Source organism: Mesorhizobium sp. WSM4849, from assembly GCF_055811385.1.
In genome coordinates this window covers 156,804-175,189 of the sequence record NZ_JBVVPW010000004.1, presented here as the reverse complement: position 1 = coordinate 175,189, position 18,386 = coordinate 156,804, and the positions used below count along the sequence as shown (strand labels likewise).

Annotated in this window: 17 protein-coding genes; 15 read left to right on the top strand and 2 right to left on the bottom strand. The window is 60.1% G+C overall.

Going from position 1 to position 18,386, the window contains the following annotated elements; translation table 11 throughout:
• Positions 1-21: 21 nt before the first annotated feature.
• The 10 genes from AC0L3L_RS05900 (at position 22) to AC0L3L_RS05855 (ending at position 8,211) form a co-directional block, all read left to right on the top strand.
• Positions 22-231, top strand: a complete 210-nt coding sequence (locus AC0L3L_RS05900) for a Flp family type IVb pilin (RefSeq protein ID WP_473636892.1) — start codon at positions 22-24, stop codon at positions 229-231.
• A 97-nt stretch (positions 232-328) separates the two neighbouring features.
• On the top strand, positions 329-1,369 hold the full coding sequence (gene cpaB / locus AC0L3L_RS05895; RefSeq protein ID WP_473636891.1) for a Flp pilus assembly protein CpaB: 1,041 nt from the start codon (positions 329-331) through the stop codon (positions 1,367-1,369).
• 43 nt (positions 1,370-1,412) lie between these two features.
• Positions 1,413-2,858, top strand: a complete 1,446-nt coding sequence (locus AC0L3L_RS05890) for a type II and III secretion system protein family protein (RefSeq protein ID WP_473636890.1) — start codon at positions 1,413-1,415, stop codon at positions 2,856-2,858.
• Positions 2,859-2,862: 4 nt separating this feature from the next.
• Positions 2,863-3,132: a hypothetical protein gene (locus AC0L3L_RS05885; RefSeq protein WP_473636889.1), complete on the top strand. Its 270-nt coding sequence runs from the start codon at positions 2,863-2,865 to the stop codon at positions 3,130-3,132.
• Between the two features lie 60 nt (positions 3,133-3,192).
• Complete coding sequence (locus AC0L3L_RS05880) at positions 3,193-4,725, top strand: TadE/TadG family type IV pilus assembly protein (protein WP_473636888.1); 1,533 nt, start codon at positions 3,193-3,195, stop codon at positions 4,723-4,725.
• 5 nt (positions 4,726-4,730) lie between these two features.
• Positions 4,731-5,255, top strand: a complete 525-nt coding sequence (locus AC0L3L_RS05875; protein WP_473636887.1) for a TadE/TadG family type IV pilus assembly protein — start codon at positions 4,731-4,733, stop codon at positions 5,253-5,255.
• A gap of 41 nt (positions 5,256-5,296) precedes the next feature.
• Positions 5,297-5,893: a TadE family protein gene (locus tag AC0L3L_RS05870; RefSeq protein ID WP_473636886.1), complete on the top strand. Its 597-nt coding sequence runs from the start codon at positions 5,297-5,299 to the stop codon at positions 5,891-5,893.
• Positions 5,890-7,053, top strand: a complete 1,164-nt coding sequence (locus tag AC0L3L_RS05865) for a CpaE/TadZ family protein (protein ID WP_473636885.1) — start codon at positions 5,890-5,892, stop codon at positions 7,051-7,053. Before AC0L3L_RS05870 ends, AC0L3L_RS05865 begins: the two co-directional genes overlap by 4 nt.
• The gene (locus tag AC0L3L_RS05860; protein WP_473636884.1) at positions 7,037-7,627 is read left to right on the top strand and encodes a L,D-transpeptidase; all 591 of its coding nucleotides are present in this window, start codon (positions 7,037-7,039) and stop codon (positions 7,625-7,627) included. The genes AC0L3L_RS05865 and AC0L3L_RS05860 overlap by 17 nt, the downstream gene beginning before the upstream one ends.
• Before the next feature lie 2 nt (positions 7,628-7,629).
• On the top strand, positions 7,630-8,211 hold the full coding sequence (locus tag AC0L3L_RS05855) for a hypothetical protein (RefSeq protein WP_473636883.1): 582 nt from the start codon (positions 7,630-7,632) through the stop codon (positions 8,209-8,211).
• A 455-nt stretch (positions 8,212-8,666) separates the two neighbouring features.
• Here the strand turns inward: AC0L3L_RS05855 and AC0L3L_RS05850 are convergent, their stop codons facing one another.
• A complete protein-coding gene (locus AC0L3L_RS05850) occupies positions 8,667-9,206 on the bottom strand; it encodes a hypothetical protein (RefSeq protein ID WP_473636882.1) in 540 nt (179 codons plus the stop codon).
• 296 nt (positions 9,207-9,502) lie between these two features.
• On the opposite strand from AC0L3L_RS05850, the gene AC0L3L_RS05845 reads away from it, so the two are divergent.
• The 4 genes from AC0L3L_RS05845 to AC0L3L_RS05830 are packed head-to-tail and all read left to right on the top strand — an operon-like array spanning position 9,503 to position 15,088.
• A complete protein-coding gene (locus tag AC0L3L_RS05845) occupies positions 9,503-10,951 on the top strand; it encodes a TolC family protein (protein WP_473636881.1) in 1,449 nt (482 codons plus the stop codon).
• 40 nt (positions 10,952-10,991) lie between these two features.
• On the top strand, positions 10,992-13,121 hold the full coding sequence (locus AC0L3L_RS05840) for a type I secretion system permease/ATPase (protein WP_473636880.1): 2,130 nt from the start codon (positions 10,992-10,994) through the stop codon (positions 13,119-13,121).
• A 49-nt stretch (positions 13,122-13,170) separates the two neighbouring features.
• Positions 13,171-14,460 (top strand): HlyD family type I secretion periplasmic adaptor subunit, encoded by a 1,290-nt coding sequence (locus AC0L3L_RS05835; protein WP_473636879.1) that lies wholly within the window; start codon positions 13,171-13,173, stop codon positions 14,458-14,460.
• Positions 14,461-14,491: 31 nt separating this feature from the next.
• A complete protein-coding gene (locus AC0L3L_RS05830) occupies positions 14,492-15,088 on the top strand; it encodes a ribbon-helix-helix domain-containing protein (protein WP_473636878.1) in 597 nt (198 codons plus the stop codon).
• Between the two features lie 63 nt (positions 15,089-15,151).
• On the opposite strand, the gene AC0L3L_RS05825 is transcribed toward AC0L3L_RS05830, so the two are convergent.
• On the bottom strand, positions 15,152-16,105 hold the full coding sequence (locus AC0L3L_RS05825; RefSeq protein WP_473636877.1) for a transglutaminase-like cysteine peptidase: 954 nt from the start codon (positions 16,103-16,105) through the stop codon (positions 15,152-15,154).
• 323 nt (positions 16,106-16,428) lie between these two features.
• Here AC0L3L_RS05825 and AC0L3L_RS05820 point away from each other — a divergent pair.
• Positions 16,429-18,386: Ig-like domain-containing protein (locus AC0L3L_RS05820; protein WP_473636876.1), on the top strand; the 1,958-nt coding region annotated here is incomplete at its 3' end.

Genomic DNA, 18,386 nt, shown 5'->3' with positions numbered 1-18,386 from the left:
CCTCCAAAGGGAGAAATTGGCATGAAGAAGCTCATGACGATGGCCCGGCAGTTCCGCGACGACGAAAACGGCGCTGCCATGGTCGAATATTCTATCCTGGTCGGCATTATCGCCGGCGCCGCGATTCTCATCATCGTCGGCATCGGTCTTTGGGTGAACGGCCGGTTTACCGATCTCTGCACCGACTTGGCCTCAGCAGCCGGCACATGCGCCAGCGGCACCGGTAGCTGATCAATGCTTGATCTTCAGGCCCGGATTTGTTCGATCCGGGCCTGAGTCCAATCGCGGCGGGCGAATTCCCGCATTATGGGCTTGGGGCTTGGGGTTCATGCGCGCCAATACACTTATCATGATCGTGCTCGCCGGTGTATTTGGCGTGCTTGCGGTCGTTCTCATCAATATCTGGCTGGCCAGCCAACGCAACGCCATGGCAGAGGCTAACGGTGTCCAGCGCGATACAGTCGTGGTGGCGGCGGTGGCGCTGAAGTTCGGCGATACTCTCACCGCCGACAAGCTGCGCGAAATCGCCTGGCCGGCGGGTGCGGTTCCGGCCGGCGCCTTCAAGACGACGAAAGAGGCCCTGGCCGGCGAAGGCACCAAGCAGGCGCTGCAGGCGATCGGCGCCAACGAGCCTCTTTTAGCTACCAAGATCACCGGCCCCGGCCAGCGCGCCACGCTTTCTGCAGTGCTCGGCGAAGGCATGAAAGCCGTTTCTATCAGGGTCAACGACGTGCTCGGCGTCGCCGGATTTGTCTTTCCCGGCGACCGGGTCGACGTGCTGCTGACGCGCACAGTGCGCGGCGATGGTGGCCCGGACAAGAGTTTTGTCGACGTGCTGCTCCAGAGCATGAAGGTGCTCGCCGTCGACCAGGTCGCCGACGAAAGCAAGGAAAGCCCGACGGTGGTGAAGTCCGTCACACTTGAAGCCAGCACCAGGGACGCGCAGAAGCTTACGCTTGCCGCCGGCGCCGGCCAGCTCTCACTGGCGCTTCGCCAGGCCGCCGCCAGCAGCGGCGAGACGACCGAACGCGTGACGCTGTCGGACTTGACCGGCGACACGCCCGCCGATGTTGCCGCCAGGCAGGCCGAACTCGCCAAGCAGGCAATAGCCGAGGCTGAGGCCGCGGCCGAGCGCAAGCGCGCAGACGACAAGATCAATGGGCTCACCCAGGCCGTGGAGAAGGTGGGAAGCAGGCTCGACCTGTTGAGCAGCGCAAAACCTGCTCCAGCAGTGGCCTCAGCACCCCAGGTGCAAGAAGTGGTTAAGGAAGTCATCAAATATGTGCAGCCGGAGCCGCCGGCGCGTGCGACGATCGGCGTCTTTAGGGGTGTGAAGCTCGAATCCTACGACGTGCCGCGACAAAAATAACGCTAGGGTATTGTCGAACGATTCGGCAAGGGGGGTAGTCTAGATGCGTATGTTCCGGGGACCACTGGCGGCTGCCGCGCTGGCCTGTTCGGTCATTTTACTGCCGATCGACCTTGCTGCTCATGCAGCCGATCGCAGGATCGATGTATCGAACCCCAGCGTCCACCGCATTTTCCTGCCGATGTCGCAGTCGGTGACGATCCAGGTGAACGCCACTCTCGGCGATATCGTCGTCGGCGACGAGAAGATCGCCGATGCCCAGCCAATGACCGACCGGACGCTCTATGTCATAGGCAAGAGCGCCGGCACCACCACCGTCAACCTGTTTTCAGAAGACAAGCGCTCGCTTGGCGTGATCCAGATCGAGGTCGGCGTCGATGTGAGCGACATGGCGCAAGCGATCCGGCAGGTCGCGCCCACGGCGCGCATCGATATCGGTTCGATCAACGGCAAGGTCAGGCTTGGCGGCCATGTCAAGGACGGCGCGACGCTGGCGGCGATCATGGAGGTTGCCCAGCAATATGGCCCCGACGCGATCATAAACGCCGTGACCGTCGACGACAGCCAGCAAGTAAACCTCGAAGTGCGCGTGCTTGAGGCCAAGCGCAACGCCGGCCGCGATCTTGGCGTCTCAATCAGGAGCACCAACGGCAGCGGCACGACCCGCACCGCAACGGGCATAGCCGCCGTCGACGAAGACGGTGTGGTGCTGGGGCCGGGCAATCTGCTTACCGGCCTTCTTTCGAACACCAACCCGTTCGCGGCGCTGATCACCCGCGTCATCGACAGCAACATCAAGGTCGACCTGATCATTGAGGCGCTCGAGGCCAAGGGCGTGGTGCGCACCCTTGCCGAACCCAACCTCACCACTCTTTCCGGTGAGCTGGCCAGCTTCAATGCCGGCGGCGAAGTGCCTATCCGCACCCTGAACGAGGATGGCGAGATCAGCATTGAGTACAAGCAGTTCGGCGTCAATCTGCTGTTCACGCCGGTCGTGCTCAACAACGACAAGATCAACATCAGGCTGGCGCCGGAAGTCAGCGACCTCACCGGTTTCACCGTCGCCGGCGACCCGATCTTCACCAACCGCAAGCTGTCTACCGTCGTCGAGTTGCGCGACGGCCAGAGCTTCGCGGTCGGCGGGCTTTTGTCCAGCAAGAACACCAAGATCCAGAGGCAGGTGCCGTGGCTCGGCCAGGTGCCGATCGTTGGGACGCTGTTCCGGAATTCGAGCAACCAGAAGGAAGAGACCGAACTGGTCGTGATCGTCACGCCGCGTATCGTGCGGCCGGTAAAGCCTAGCGAGCAGCTGGCGACGCCGTTCGACAAGACACGGCCCGCCAACGACCCGGAGTTCTTCATCCTCGGTCAGCTCGAAGTGACCAAGGACATGGTGCGCAAATATGAACTGGGCGAAGGCGTCGTCGGCCCCTACGGCCACATGCTCGACCTGAAATCCAAGGACAAGATGATCTATGTCAAGAAATAGCGCCTTGATCCTTCTTTTGTGCGCCGGCGCTTTGACGGGCTGCGCCGCCGACTACCTGAACAATTACGAAACGGTGACACTGGCTGCCGGCGACACGCAGAAGTACAATTCGCTGCTGCAGACGGTCGATCCGCTCAATCCGGCGTCGAAGAACACGGCGATCGAAGGCGACGGTGCTCGCGCTGCCGCTGTTGCCCAGAGTTACAAATTTCCACCACCGCCACCGCCGCCGCCGGCCATCACGGTCAATGTCGGCAACACCGGGGTTGAATAGAAGGGTGCGGGTTCAGCGTCAGGCAAAGCGACTGGCGTCAGGGGAGCTAAGAGTAAGGCCATGCTGCGGATTGTTCGCGCGTTCTGGCACGATCAGAGGGGAATAGCGCTGATACTGGTCAGCATCATGCTGCCGGCAATCATCGGCTTTTCCCTGCTGGCGATCGACATGAGCCGGGTCAACAACTTACACAATAATTTGCAGAAGGGGGCCGACAGCTTTGCGCTAGCCGCGGCGGCGGAACTGGACGGAAGCAGCGGTTCCTGGGCACGAGCCGAACGCGCCATGGCGATGCTCATAGACAACGAAAGCAATTTCTCCACGGCAGGCAGGTTCACCCTGACCTCCGGTCAGCCAGGAGGCTCACAACCCTGCAACAGTGCTGGCGCCATTTCCTGGTGCTTTCTCAAAGCGATCCCCGCCAACGACGGAACCAGGATTACAACCGCCAATCTGGCCACCTATCGTGCTGATGCCAACCAGGCTTTCGGAGAGGCGGAAACGCGGTTCATCCAGGTGACGGTCGTTCCCCAAGGGTTCGCCGCGATCTTTCCCGCCTCGATTCTATCATCCGGCACCAGCAACTCTTGGACCATAGGTGCCGTCGCTGTCGCGGGGTTCACCTCCGGTGTGTGCGATTTTACACCGGTCTTCATGTGCAACCCCTATGAGATGGTGAACGGGACAAACAATGCCGGGGGTTATACGCTTGAGCAGGCCGTTTCCGATCCGGCCGTGCGTCGCCGGCTTATCGAACTGAGGAAGGTCGGAAATGGGGCTGCGGCCGGCCCGGGCAACTTCGGCTTCCTCGAGCCTCCGCCAAATGTGGGAAATGGTGCCCAAGCACTGGCTCAGACGATCGCAACATCGACGCCAATCGGCTGCTACAATTCCGCGAACGTAACGACAAAGACCGGTCAGAACGCCGGCCCGGTGCAAGACGCCTTCAATGTTCGTTTCGGGATTGGAGCCAGCGGCAATCACTTCAACAGCCCAGAGTACGGTCCCGCCGCCAATGTCCGAAAAGGGGCGATACAGACCACAGGCAGCGCCAATCAATGCCCTTCCATGAACAAACTTTCATTCACCGAAGCTGGAACGATGGGCCTTCCGCGCGATGCGACAACCCCGTATCTGGGCGGCAGGATGGGCGACGGAGATTGGAATTTTTCCGGCTATTGGAGCACCAACTTCGGTTCAGCTACCTATCCATCGTCATGGGATACGACCAAACCGACGCGTTATGAGGTCTACCGTTACGAGATATCGGCCGGGTTGGTGGGCACCGCGTCGACCGGTGGAGAGATCGGAACGCCGCCCGCAGCTTGCCAACCGCCTGTCACGACAGTTGATCGTCGTTTGATTTATGGCGCTATCCTGAACTGCAATGCTCTCGAAGCTGCGGGCAACGGCCTGTCGGGCCACAGCACCAATCTGCCGGTCGAAGCCTTCGGCAGTTTCTTCCTCACTGAACCCGTACCGTCAGCATCGGAAGATGCATCGGTGATGGTCGAACTCGTCGACGTAACCGGGGGTGCCGGCCAGGGTACGCTCGACAATTTCCTTCGCGACGAAGCCCAGCTTTATCGGTGATGGCGATGATCAGAACCCTGTTCCGTTACCTCGACAGATTTCGACGCGACCATCGCGGCACAGCACTTGTCGAGACGGCGCTGATACTACCGCTCATGGTGCCCCTCACGGCGGGCGTGTTCGAATTCGGCAATCTGATCCATAAAAAGCTGCTGATGGAGGCCGGGCTTTCGGACGGCGCGCGCTTTGCCGCTCGCTGCAACAGTCAGTTGTACACCAAGGCCGGGCTGACGATCAATTGCGCCGATACTGCCACAAACATCGCGGTGTTCGGCAATGCTGCGGGGACAGGGAATGCGCGCATCGCCGGCTGGCCGAAGGCAAACGTTACCGTGACCATTGCCGCCTTAGGCTCGTGCCATGACGCCGTGGTCGCAGGTGTCACCCAATATCGCTCCACCACCTCGCAGGTCTGCATCGTCCGGGCCGCAGGCACGTTGGACTACAACGACATCGGAATGCTGTCGCTGCTCGGCATCGGCCCGATCACGCTCAGCGGCTTTCACGAGGAGCGGTTGATCCGGTTCTGATCATGATCAGGCGTTTCGCAAAATCGGAAGACGGCGCGGCGATGGTGGAGATGGCCATCGTAATGACGCTTATGTTTGCGCTCACTCTTGGTTTCGTCGATTTCGGCTATGCCCTCTATCAGTGGAACGCCGCCACCAAGGCCGTCCAATTAGGCGCGCGTCTGGCCTCGATTTCCGATCCGGTTGCCACCGCGCTAGCTACAGCCGCACCGACAACGACACCGGGCGCTCCGGTCATCGCTGCGGCCTACGGACCATTCACCTGCACTTATACTGCTGGCACAGGGGCTTGCAGCAATGGCGGCACATTCAATGCTGCCAATTTCAGTCGCATTTTTCGTGGCGACACGGCAATCACTAACGACGACACCTGTCCCGCGCTGGCGACTGACCAGCGGCCGGGTATGTGCCATTTCTTTCCTGGCCTCAGGCGCGACGACGTCGTCATCACCTATTCCGCCACCGGCCTGGGCTACCAGACTCGGCTGGGCGGGCCAGTGCCGACAATCGCCGTCAGCCTTCAGAACCGGACCTTCCAGTTCTTCTTTTTGCAAGGGCTGATGGGGTTTGCGAACATCACCATGCCCTCCATGCTGAGCACGGTCACGGGGGAAGACCTGAAGAGCACATCGCCATGAACGCCATCAACACCAAGGTTCTGCCGACCAAACGAAAGCAGGTGGCCCTATTCTCGTCGGATCCGCAGTTCAAGCGCGAGGTGGCGACGCGGCTCGACGCGCTGGCCATCTACGATGTCAGGATTTCCGAGACGGCTGACTTCCTCAACGGTCCGCCCCCTGAGACGCGCCCGGGCATCGTCATCCTCGACCTGGCCAATGGCGAACTGCTCGGCGAGCCCGGCATCGTCGCGGCGCGCGCCCTATGGGCGACCGTGCCGCTGATCGCGGTCTCCGACGAATTGACTTCCGAACAGACGCGCATCCTGGTTCGCATGAACGCTTCGGACTGGCTGCACAAGCCGCTCGACGCCAAAGAGCTGCTGAACGCGGTCACTTTCCACGACACCGGCAACCAGGGCACCAAGAGCCGCATCATCACTTTCATCAGCGCCAGCGGCGGCGCCGGCGCCACGACGATCGCTCTGTCGGCGGCGGAATTCCTGGCCTCGAAATCCACCGAACGGGCGGCTTCGACCTGCCTCGTCGACCTCGATTTCCAGAGCGCCAATTGCGGCGCCTATCTCAACCTGTTCAACCAGTTCGACCTAGCCGGCATCATCGGCCAGCCGGAAAGGCTCGATGTCGAACTGATGGACGTCATCAGGCTTTCGCGTCCGTCCGGCCTGACCCTCTATTCATTCGAGAGGCCGCAGCTGCCGTTTGAGCCGCAGGGCGCCGATTTCGTGTTCCGGCTGCTGGACCTCGTCGCCTACCGGTTCGACGACATCGTCATCGACCTGCCGAATATCGAAACCCCCTGGCAGAATTCCGTGCTTTCGACGAGCGACGAGATCTTCATCGTCTTCGAGCTCAACGTCGCCTCGCTGCGGCAAGGCAAGCGGCTTTACACGAAGATCCGCGAGCTGCGCGGCAATTCGGTGAGCATCACGCTGGTCGCCAACAAGCATAAGCGCAAATGGTTCGGCAACCACTTTTCGCGCAGCGAACTCGAGAAGATCTTCAAGGCGCCGCACATCAAGTCGGTCGGCCTGGACAATGCGCTGCTGACCGACGCGCTGAACCGGGCCATCCTGCCATCCGAAGTGGACGGGCGGGCGCGTTTCAACAAGGACCTGAAGCGGATGTTCAAAGAGCGGCTCGATGACGCTGCACGGTAGACACCGCATCGTCCCGAGGCTTGCCGGCGCCTGCATCATCGGTCTTGCCTTGGGGATGCCGGCCTGGGAATTCGCCCATGCCCGATCCGCGCTGTCGGACCGGCCGCCGCTGCCGGCAATGGGGCCCAGCCTGCGCAAGGCGGTTGCTCTCCAAACCGCGGAACATCCCGGCACGATCATCATCCGCAAGGACGAGAAGGCGCTCTATCTGGTGACCCGGCAGGGCCAGGCGCTGCGCTACCAGATCAGCGTCGGGCGCGACGGCTTTGGCTGGACCGGCATCGTCAAGGTCGGGGCGAAAACGGAATGGCCGGAATGGCGCCCGCCCAGGGAAATGCGCGCCCGCCAGCCGGAGCTGCCGGAAATGGTGCCCGCCGGTCCCTATAATCCACTCGGCGCCAGGGCGCTCTATCTGCTGCGGGACGGGCGCGACACGCTCTACCGCATCCACGGCACCAACGATCCCAAGGGCATCGGCTTCGACGGAACATCGGGATGTTTCCGTCTTACCAACACTGATGTGATCGATCTCTTCAAGCGCGTCTCGGTCGGCGCAAAGGTGGTGGTCCAATGACGATGATCAGCGAACCGGATATGCCGGCAATCGACATTGGGCCGGCAACCCACACGGAAGTGCAAGCTGCAGTGGGGAAACCGAGCAATGCGAGGATGATCGGCGTTGTCGCCGCCGGCGCCTTGCTGATCACGGCGGTGAACATAACGGCCGCGGTCTATTTCTACCGCGGCATCAACGATCTGCGCCTTGTCGAACGGCGGCTGGAACAGCTCGGATCGTTCGAGCAACGGATCGCAGCCCGGCTTGATACGGTCAACAACGGCTTTCAAAGCCGGTTCGAAAAACTGGACGGTCAACTGCAGGGCAGCTTCAACGAAGTCAAAGGCAGCATTGCCCGGCTTGAACAGGAGCTGCCCCTGGACAGTGACGACGACATGTCGAGCATCGCGGAGCCTTCCGTGATCACGACCAGCACCATGGCGGAAGCAGCCACCGATCTCGAAGAAGCGACCGAACCCAGTATCGTCGAAGCGCCGCGCCCGCCCAAAAAGAGGATCGCGGCGGCGCCCCCTCCCCCAAACTCGTCCTACCAGCGCATAGTGCAGCCTGACGGCAAGGTCCACTACAAGAAAATCAACTAGAAGCGACAGACATCGAGAGACGGGTTCTTGCGTTCAGCTGCGTGCCGAGCTGCCGTCGTCTTGTTGGCAATGCCGATCGGGAGCGCGACGGCTGCGACCTGCTACCATGTTGTCAATGTCGATTTTTGGGATGTTCTCTATATCCGATCGCAGCCAAGCCACCTCTCCCGGGCTACGGGCGCAATCGCTAGCGATCACAACGGCATCATCGTGGCCACAGGCCCATGCCGGCCGGCCGGGGCGGACCGAAAGCGGCAATGGTGCCCGGTCACCTACTATCCGTTGCCGTCAGTGAGCCTGGACGGCTACGTGAAAGCCCATTTCGTGAAAAACCACGGCGTGCCCCGGGTCCTAAAGCGCGTCGCGTTTGAATGGATTCATGCGACGCGCTTTAAGTTCTTGTTCTTATGCATGTCGTTATCGCAAAACCGCTGCGCACTTTTGCGCGACATGCATTAGAGATCCCGCTGCAGAGCAAAAATCCGTACGGCGAGCGCTCGGGAACGCTGTCGCGCTTCGCCGAGAAACGCAACATGACAGTAGGCGCAGGCCGCAGTGCCCAGAAGCAGCACCAGGCTGTTTTGCCATGTGAAATCGAGGATCAGCGAGAACGGATGGCCGCTTGGTGCGGCGAATGCCGCAATCGTGCTCGCCGTTTCAGAATGGCTGCTGGAAGCCACCATCAACCCGGCGAAAAGCAGAGCGGCGTGGTTGGCAAGGAAGAAGAACGCGGCCGATTTTCGCGTGCGGCAAGCCATCCAGCAGACGATCGATGCGGCGGTCAGGATGGCGGCATCAAGGGCCATCGAGCCGCTCAGATAGAGGTCGACCTGCTGCCAGAACATCATCGACAACGGGCGCAGTTCAAGCCAGATCCGCCACAAAGCGGGGCTGGCCGGATAGGTTCCGAGCAGGAACGTCGCTGCTCGCTCCCCTGCCAGAATCAGAAGAATGAGAGCCGGGAAGGCAAAAAGCAGTAGCGGCTTGCGCATCATGTTCCCTCGCCAATCGACAAGCAGGATAGACTGCAAAGATTGCGCGAGGCTTAAGGAAAGCGGCGAACAGCATTGATCACAGGCGCAGGCGCTTGCCGCAACCGCAGCGAGCGCCCGTTTTATGTGCCATTTTTGATACATCCCCGAAACTTTATGGCCCAAACCCTATTTAGAGCCGGTGCTAAATCAATAAACACTCACGTATTCGAAGAATTTATTGGATAATTTGTCAAAGCTTCGGTGAGAAGGCTTGGCCATACAAAAAGTACCGGGCAGAAGCGTGGGTGGGGTAGACCATGAATACGACAATCAAAGTGGCCATTGGCAAGCGCCTTGGCCTGCTCTTCACATTTTCGATGCTGGCTTGCGGGAGCGCTAGTGCCCTCACGCTTAAGGAAGCGATGGCCGTCGCCGTCGAGTCCAATCCGGAGATCGGCCAAGCAATAGAAAACCGCGAAGCAATCGAATTCGAGTTGCGCCAGGCCAAGGGCCTTTATCTTCCCAGCATCGACCTCGAAGGGTCGGCGGGTGTTCGCCGCCTCGACAATTCGTCCCAGCGGGCGCTTTCCCTGGAGGATGATCCCCTCTATCCGACAGAAGCAAGCGTCGTGGTTAGGCAGACGCTCTACGACAGCGGGGCCCGGCGGGCCGAGTTGGACCGTCAGGCGTCGCGGGTCGACGGAGCCTCGTTCCGGGTGTTGGAGCGGTCGGAATTTATCGGGCTCTCCGTCGTCCAGGATTACCTGGAATATATGCTGCAGGCTTCGATCGTTTCCGAGGCGAAAAAGAACCTGGGCTTCCATCAGGGGATTCTCGGCGATATCCGGCAAGGCATCGCGGGTGGTGCGTTGAACGATGCCGACGGCCAACAAGCCCAGGAGCGGCTTTTAGCAGCCAAGGCACGCTTGCAGGAAGCTTCCGAAGAGCTGGAGCAGTCCAAGATACGGTTTTTCAAGACCGTGGGAAAACCGCTGACCAACGCTTCCAGGCCGGGCGATGTCGCCGGCGCGCTGCCGAGGTCGCTTGATGAGGCACTGGGACTGGCTCGGGAGAACAATCCACGCGTCCACATGGCCAATAGCGATATCGACGCCGCCGCTTCCCTCGTGGATGCGGCCCGCGCAAAATTCGGTCCCGCTATTGTCGCCGAGGGCGTCGCTAGAGCCGGTTATGACATTGATGGCGACTACGGGGACGGCAGCGACCTGGAGGCGCGACTCGTGCTGCGCTGGAATCTCTACCGAGGCGGCATCGACAAGGCCAACGAACAGGAACAGATACGTCGTACCAGCGAACAGCGACTTGTATTGAATCAGGTCTTGCGGGAAATCGAGGAAGCCGTCCGCACCTCGTGGGATCGCCGTTTCCGGCAAGCCGAACTTGCCAAGACTCTGCGGCAGCAAGCTGCCGAGAGCGTAAAAATCGTCGCGTCCTACCGCGAGCAATTCAAGGTCGGACAGCGTTCGCTGCTCGACGTGCTTGACGCGCAAAATACGCGGTTCAACACAGCAGCGCTGGCGGATACTGCCTCCTACGCATCGCTTTTCGCGGAGTATCGGCTGTTGGCGGCGACCGGGCAGTTGCTGAAAACGATGAACCTTCAGCCGGCAAAACAGGCGACGGCTTATGCCAGGAGCGAGTTTGCAACGCCGGAGACTGCTGACACCGAAACCTATGCGCGCACCCCGTCGGAACAGAAAAATGATCTGCCTTTCGACATCCTCGCCCCGGTCAGGAAAAAATAGCTTGGTTTAAGGATCGATCGAGAGTCCTTGCGGGCAGATCGTGAATCAGCAACCCAACATCCTCTCCCCTAAAGAGGCATTCAAGGCCTGCTTTTCGGCTGTTGCCGGATATCTCGGCAGGCCGAGCGCCGAAACCGTCCTGTTCGCCGGGGTTCCGCTTTCAGAGACGCGAATAGAGGTGGAGGACATCAGGCATCTTGCCGAACGGATCGGTCTGGAGGTCCAGGAATTCAGCCACCGGGATTTTCTGCGCGGTCGTGTCGATCTTCCCGCCATTCTCTTTCGCGTCAGCCAGTTGCCTGTTGCCCTGCTGGCGGAGATGCAAGACGGCGCATATACGACTGCCCCGCAGGAAGATGGCCGCACGATCATCGCCAAATCCGAGCTTGCCGCCAGTTTCATCAGTGGCGGCGTATCCTTTTCGATAACCTATGCCAATGCCGCCGAAGGAATGAAGGTCGGTTCTGCGGCGAAGATAGAAAGGCGTCACTGGCTGACGGGAACGATGGGCGCCTTCTGGCGCACCTATTCGAAAGTGGTCCTGTCGGCGATATTCATCAATCTGCTGGCCATCGCCTCGCCGATCTTCACCATGAACGTCTACGACAGAATCCTGCCGAACAAGGCCATATCAACGCTGTGGGTTCTGGCAATCGGCATCGGCGCCGTCATTCTGTTCGATCTGCTTTTGAAGACCGCCAGGGCGTCTCTCATCGACTATGCCGGGCGCAAGGCAGATCTGCGAATATCATATCTTCTGTTCGAAAAAGTCCTCAACTCGTCTCTGTCAGCGCGCCCTGGCTCGACCGGTGAATACGCAAATCGCGTGACCCAATATGAGTTCGTGAGGGAGTTCTTCACCTCCAACACCATCAGCGTCTTCATCGATACGGCTTTTGTGTTCGTCTTTATTCTGGTCATCTATGCGATAGGCGGCTGGCTGGTGGTCATACCGGCATTGGCCTTCGTGGCGTCGGTCATCGTCGGGCTGATCACGCAGCGACGTATCGGCAAGCGAGTCGCCGCCTCGATGAACGAGGCTTCTCAGCGCCAGGCCTTGCTGGTCGAATCCATTTCGACGCTGGAGACGATCAAATCGCTGCGGGCCGAAGCGTATCTGCTGCGGAAATGGGGCGAGCATTCCAAGAACGCTGCCAACACGTCGGAAAAGATCAAGCAGCTTTCGGCCGCCGCCGGCAACATCACCCAGGCCATACAGCAGCTTGTGACCGTCGCCCTGGTCGTAGCCGGCGCCTATGCCTTCTCGGAAGGGGATATTTCTACGGGAGCAATAATAGGCACGGTCATGCTGGCGAGCCGCGCGGTTGCTCCGCTTGGCCAGATCGCCATCACGCTTTCGAGACTGCGGCAAGCCATGCTCTCGTTGAGAATCATCAATTCGATCATGGCTCAACCGGAAGATCGACCGGACACGGTGGGCTTCGTCAACCGCCCCATCCGCAACGGTGCGATGGTGTTCAGGAATGTCGGGTTCGTCTATCCCGGTTCGGAAAACGAGGTTCTGACCGGCCTCAATTTTTCGGTGAAACCGGGAGAACGGATCGGCATCATCGGCCGCATAGGGTCCGGCAAGACAACGATGGGTCGCCTGATCGGCAGGCTTTTCCTTCCGACCTCGGGAGAACTTTTGCTCGACGGCATCGACATCCGCCAATACCACCCGTCGGAGGTTCGCGCTGCGGTAGGAATCGTCGCCCAGGCCGGCGATCTGTTTTCAGGCACCATCAAGGAAAATCTCCTGATGGCGTGCCCCGAAGCGACCGATGAGGAAATCATCGACGCCGCAAAGGCCGCCGGCGTCGACGAGTTCGTCTCTCGCCACCCGCGCGGCTATGACATGAATGTCGGCGAGCGGGGTACCAATCTCTCGGGGGGGCAGCGACAGACGGTGGCAATTGCGCGCCTGCTGCTGACCAAGCCGAAAATCGTCTTCCTGGACGAGCCGTCAGGCTCAATGGATCTCGCCTCGGAACGACAATTGATCAAACAGCTCAAAGTGGCTTTCGACGGGAATACGACGCTGATCGTGTCGACCCACCGCTACAGCATGCTTGAGTTGGCGGATCGGCTTATCGTTATCGAGCAAGGCAGGATAGTGGCAGACGGGCCAAAGGAACAGGTCGTAAAAGCACTGCAGAAAAGTGGCTGATAAAAAGTAGATTATATTGAGCGAGTTCAATATAATGGGGCGTAAGGAAATGCTTGCCAAAGAAGATCGTCCGCCGCTTTTTGCGTCGGCGTCCATATTCATCATAGGAGCGCTCTTCGTCGTTTTTGTTGCTTGGGCGTCTTTTGCCGAAGTCGATGAAATCGCACGCGGCGACGGCAAGGTCATCCCGGCGTCCAAGACCCAAATCATACAGGCCAGCGAAGCCGGCGTCGTCCAGGAAATCGCCGTCAAGATTGGGCAGGTCGTCAGGAAAAACGACCTGATCATTCGCCTCGACAACACGCTGAATACGTCCAGCCTTGGCGAGCAGCAGGCTAAGTCACGCGCGCTTGAAGTGCGAATCGCAAGGCTCAAATACGAACAAAGCGGCAATCTCGCAGGGCCCTTTCCGTGCCCGGCCGACATTCAGTCGATCGCTCCGCAAATCTGCGACAATGAGCAGAAGCTCCTTATCGCCCGGCGCGAAAACTTCGACAATAAATTGTCGGTTCTCAAATCGCGCCTCGACCAGCGCGAGAAGGAATTGGACGAAGCAGCCGCCAATTCCGAACGCCTCACCAAGAATCTGGCCGTTAGCGACGAAGAGGCAAAACTGGTCGGATCAATGGTCAAAAAGGGACTGATGGCCAGGACAGAGCAAATCCGGGTCGAACGGGAGCAAACCGAGCTCAATGGTCAGCTGAATCTTTCCGGCGAGACAGTCAAGAAGATCAGGTCAACGATCACTGAAGCTCAACTCCAGGTTGAGGAGCTCGGCCTCCAGCTGCAGCAGGAAGCATTGGATGAACTGACGCAGGCGCTGGCCGAGCTTTCGGTCGTGGACGAAACCATTCGTGGGGCCACCGACAAGGTAGCGCGCACCGATATCCGTTCGCCGGTGGACGGCATCGTCAATACACTGGAGCTAAACACGGTTGGCGCCTTCGTCCAGCCTGGCTCGGTCGTGGCAGGCATCGTGCCCACCTCCGAAACCTTGCTGGTCGAAGCGCGCGTCTCGCCACGCGATGTCGCCTTCATTCGTCCCGACCAGGAGGCGCTGATAAAAGTCACCGCTTACGACTTCTCGATCTTCGGCGGCATCGAAGGCAAGGTCTCCAACATCACCGCCGACAGCCTGGTCGACGAGAAAACGGGTGAGCCCTTTTACCAGGTGCGTGTCGCGACGGACAAGTCGACCCTCGAACGGGACGGCAAGGCCTATTCGATCATCCCCGGCATGATCTGTTCAGTCGACATCAAGACAGGACGCAAGACGATCCTCAGTTACCTTTTGAAGCCGATCAACAAGGCGCGTCAGGAGGCCATGAGTGAGCGCTAGCACCAACTCTCCTCCCACCACCCATGATCGGTTGCTCCTGCCGATCACCAGAGAGGATTTCGGGCTGGAGTTCCGGGTTGTCGCGCGTGGCGGCATACGCCGCGGCATTCGTCTGGAAAAGGCTTTCTGGATGTCGCTGAAGCAGATGGCTGAAAACAGGAAATGCACGATCGGCATGCTGATCGACGAGATCGCCAAAAATCAAACCAAGGCTGGTAATCTGACGTCGGCGATACGGGTGGCCTGCATACTCGGGCTGGCGGATGAAAACCTGATCCTACGAAAGCTTGCATCGATCAGAACGATCAATGCCATATTGGTTGCCTGCCCCTCGCCCGCTTTTGCCTTGGCGTCATCGAAGAAGATCCTGACTTTCAATGCTCCGTTCCAGCAATTGGTCAAGCGTCAGTTGCCCATCGGACCAAACAATGATGCACGACAAGATCTCAAGCTGGCGCTGGATCTCAATGTCGTCGACATTTTTGCCCGACTCGATGCCAATGGCGAAGTTCCGATCGCCAGCGGCTTCGTCATCGGCGCCGGCGAACGTCGGTATCGGGGTCAATTGAATGCAGTGCGGGCGCCCGTACCCGAACCGGAGCTGCTGATGGCGTTCGTCAACGGCTAATTACAGAGCTGCCGCTCCGGGCAAGTGCAGCTCAATCCTGGCTGACGATGCTTCGCGTAATGTTCACAGGGACATATCCGGCTCCGAACCTTCGCCAGGAGCAACCGTTGCGAAAGCGCCTTTGATGTCGGCTATTTGCGCGCCCCCTGGTTTTGCGCCATGGATCCACGCCCGGTCAGTGCTGAAGGAATACAGCGGCAGATAATCAGGGAGATCGCTGTCTTTCAAAACAGTGTTGTTGAGACTGTCGAGGATGAATGTGCCGCTGTCCGTACTCACCGACAGCACGGCATGAAAGAATTTTCTGCGGCGATCCTGGAGAACAACAAGCGACATGCTCTGCGCCGGGATGCCGGCCCGCAGCAGTGCCGCCATCTTGAGGATGGCAAAATCCTCACAGTCGCCAGCCCGCCGCTCGAGGATTTCCGAAGGCTTCGCCCAATAGTCCAGCCTGCTGTAAACTGCGCTATCTTTCTTGTAGGCAATCGCGCGGTTTATGCTGCTGTTGATGAAGGACAGCTTGTCGCTGAATCCCCGGCCTTTGACAGCGTTAACGATCTCGGCAAAAGCAGCGCTCTTGCGCTCGCACGCACTGCTCGCAGAGCAGCCGGCGATGGCCCTGTAGACAGGTGCCCAGCGCGCCGAGACGGGAGAGTTGCGCATCGACAAGGCAACCGATCCGAACACACCGGGGATTATCGCCGCCGTCTGCACAGGATCTATGCCGACATCGCCCCGCGACGTCGAAAGAGCCTCCCCGTAATCAGCAACGGCTGGCCCGTAGCTGCCGGGAAACATGTCTGTGCGGTAAGCTTCAGCAGGCCGCCAAGGCTGAAATCTCGCCAGCGAAACGCCGCCGAGGCATGGCGGCGCCTGCACCTTTTCCAGCTGCGCACCGGCCGCAGCGACGTCCGCCACAATGGCATTCGCGAGTGCCGGCTGCGACAGGCCGACAAGGCCGATCGCCAGCAAAAGCATTTTGAGCCCGGTTGCCAGGCCAGCCTTTTCTTTTTTCATAACGCCCACCTTTGACTGTGGACGCTACCAATCTTGTCTCAAATTACTGGAAAGGAAGGTAGATAACATTGTCGCAATGGGCTACGTCTGTTTTGTATAAAATTTTATATATATTTATACTTATTCTTCCGCGTCATTGTCGTAAGGATTGCCAGCAAATCGGTCTGCGGCGACCAACATATATTGGGTTATATAAATGTGGTTTACCATGCGTAAAAAATAGTGGCAGATGCATATTAGGATATATGGAATAGATTACCAGACTGTTGCAAAGCCGAGGTGACCGCTGTCTCTTCCAGAGAAATACCGGAGGGGTTTCAGCTATGGCGAACATTACCGAATTGGACAGTGTTTCAGGTTCCTCGGACGAACATTCTGCTTCCAATGAACACGGCGGCCTGGCATCGGCGGCAGGTATCCAGGTCGCGCAAGCAGCCTCGACCGAGCAGCCGGCAGCAGCCGAGCCGGTGCCGGCGGATGTGGGCAACGGCGCACCAGTGCAAACGGAAGCGCCGGCAGCGGCCAATGCACCAGCGGCTGCGGCGCCGCATGAATATGTGGCCGACGCCAGCAACACCGTGAGATTTCCGGCCAACGTCGCCATCGACAATATCCGAGTCGATGGCCGCAACCTTCTGCTCGAACAGCCAGACGGCTCGGTGGTCGTCATCAAGGACGGTGCCCTGAACGTGCCGACCTTTATTCTCGGCGACATTGAGGTGCCGCGCGTCGCCTTGCTGGCGGCGCTTGAAGCAAGCCATGTCGACATTGCGTTCGGCGCCGACGGCTCGATCTCGGCGGGGCCGGGAAACGGGACGCCGGGCAGCGCCGGCGGAAACTTCGCGGTTCCGGTCGGTGGGATCGGCAATGGATTCGATCTGTCGGCGTTGCTGCCGCCGACGGCCTTGCAGTTTGGCCGTTTGGAGCCGCGGGAACTGACGATTGGCGTCAGGGAGAAAGACTCTACCCCTTCGATTGATCCTGTGGCCTCGACCACGGTCTATGAGGCTGGCCTGCCGGCACGCAGCGGCGAGTCACAAGGCTCGAACGAGCCTGCGACCTCGGAGACGACCTCTGGCACGATCGGCTTCAGCTCGCCGGACGGCGTGTCGGAAGTCTCGCTGGGCGGCCATGTGCTGACCGGTGTGCCCCAGACCTTCACCGACGCGACCGGCTCGCTGACAGCGAGCTATGTCTATGATCCCGCGACCGGCCTCGGCACGATCAGCTATTCCTATACGCTCATCGACAACACCTCCGGCGACGCCACCAGCGTAAACCTCCCGGTCGCGGTGACCGACGCCGACGGCGATCCGGCAGCGCCAGGCAACCTGGCCATCAACATCGTCGACGACGCGCCGACGACGATTGCCGACACGGACAGCATCGCGGCGGGTCAGTTCGGCCCCGCGACGGGTAATGTGCTTGCTGGCGGGACAGACGGCCTTGACGTCAACGTGACTGACGGGGCGGCCGACACGCAGGGCGCCGATGGCGCGACGGTGGTCGGGGTCACGAGCGGCACGACGAATTCCGATCTGGACGACGCTGGTACGCTTGGCGTGCAGATCCAGGGGACTTACGGCAAGCTGACGCTGAACGCGGACGGCACCTACAGCTATGCGCGCGATGCCGGCACCCCCGGCGGCGTCGACGACGTGTTCACCTACACCATCAAGGATGGCGACGGCGACCTGTCGCACACGACACTGACAATCTCGATCGGCGATGCACCGCCGGTGATCAGCGACCTGACGCCGGAGGCCCGTGGCGGCGACGTGACGGTGAATGAAGAGGCGTTGAATGTCGGGACGCCGGGCGGGCCTGGCTCGAACCCGTCAAGCACGGCCGAGACCGGTACGGGCACCTTCACCATCTCCTCGCCCGACGGCATTGCCTCGCTGACGATCGGTGGTCAGGCCTTCATCACCAATGGCGTGTTCACGGCGGGCTCGTTCACGACGCCGGAGGGCAACACGCTGGCTGTGACGGCCTACGATGCCGCGACAGGTCAGGTGAGCTACACCTACACGCTCCTCGACAATGAGGCACATCCCACCGCCCTCGGCGAGAACAGCCTGTTCGAGAACTTTGCAGTGGTGCTGACCGACCAGGACGGCCAGAGCGCCAACGATACGCTCACCATCGACGTCGTCGACGACGTGCCGACGGCGCACGCCAACACCAACAGCGTCGCCGAAGGTGCCATCGCCACCGGCAACGTGCTGAGCGACGGCACCGACGACGTGTTCGGCGCCGACGCTGCAGCCGCCGGTGGCGG

What these genes read in the sequence shown, in the direction of transcription:
- AC0L3L_RS05825 (WP_473636877.1), bottom strand. Translation starts at nt 16,105, where the DNA reads ATGAAAAAAGAAAAGGCTGGCCTGGCAACCGGGCTCAAAATGCTTTTG.
- AC0L3L_RS05900 (WP_473636892.1), top strand. Translation starts at nt 22, where the DNA reads ATGAAGAAGCTCATGACGATGGCCCGGCAGTTCCGCGACGACGAAAAC.
- AC0L3L_RS05855 (WP_473636883.1), top strand. Translation starts at nt 7,630, where the DNA reads ATGATCAGCGAACCGGATATGCCGGCAATCGACATTGGGCCGGCAACC.
- AC0L3L_RS05835 (WP_473636879.1), top strand. Translation starts at nt 13,171, where the DNA reads ATGCTTGCCAAAGAAGATCGTCCGCCGCTTTTTGCGTCGGCGTCCATA.
- AC0L3L_RS05870 (WP_473636886.1), top strand. Translation starts at nt 5,297, where the DNA reads ATGGTGGAGATGGCCATCGTAATGACGCTTATGTTTGCGCTCACTCTT.
- AC0L3L_RS05890 (WP_473636890.1), top strand. Translation starts at nt 1,413, where the DNA reads ATGCGTATGTTCCGGGGACCACTGGCGGCTGCCGCGCTGGCCTGTTCG.
- cpaB (WP_473636891.1), top strand. Translation starts at nt 329, where the DNA reads ATGCGCGCCAATACACTTATCATGATCGTGCTCGCCGGTGTATTTGGC.
- AC0L3L_RS05850 (WP_473636882.1), bottom strand. Translation starts at nt 9,206, where the DNA reads ATGATGCGCAAGCCGCTACTGCTTTTTGCCTTCCCGGCTCTCATTCTT.
- AC0L3L_RS05880 (WP_473636888.1), top strand. Translation starts at nt 3,193, where the DNA reads ATGCTGCGGATTGTTCGCGCGTTCTGGCACGATCAGAGGGGAATAGCG.
- AC0L3L_RS05875 (WP_473636887.1), top strand. Translation starts at nt 4,731, where the DNA reads ATGATCAGAACCCTGTTCCGTTACCTCGACAGATTTCGACGCGACCAT.
- AC0L3L_RS05860 (WP_473636884.1), top strand. Translation starts at nt 7,037, where the DNA reads ATGACGCTGCACGGTAGACACCGCATCGTCCCGAGGCTTGCCGGCGCC.
- AC0L3L_RS05865 (WP_473636885.1), top strand. Translation starts at nt 5,890, where the DNA reads ATGAACGCCATCAACACCAAGGTTCTGCCGACCAAACGAAAGCAGGTG.
- AC0L3L_RS05845 (WP_473636881.1), top strand. Translation starts at nt 9,503, where the DNA reads ATGAATACGACAATCAAAGTGGCCATTGGCAAGCGCCTTGGCCTGCTC.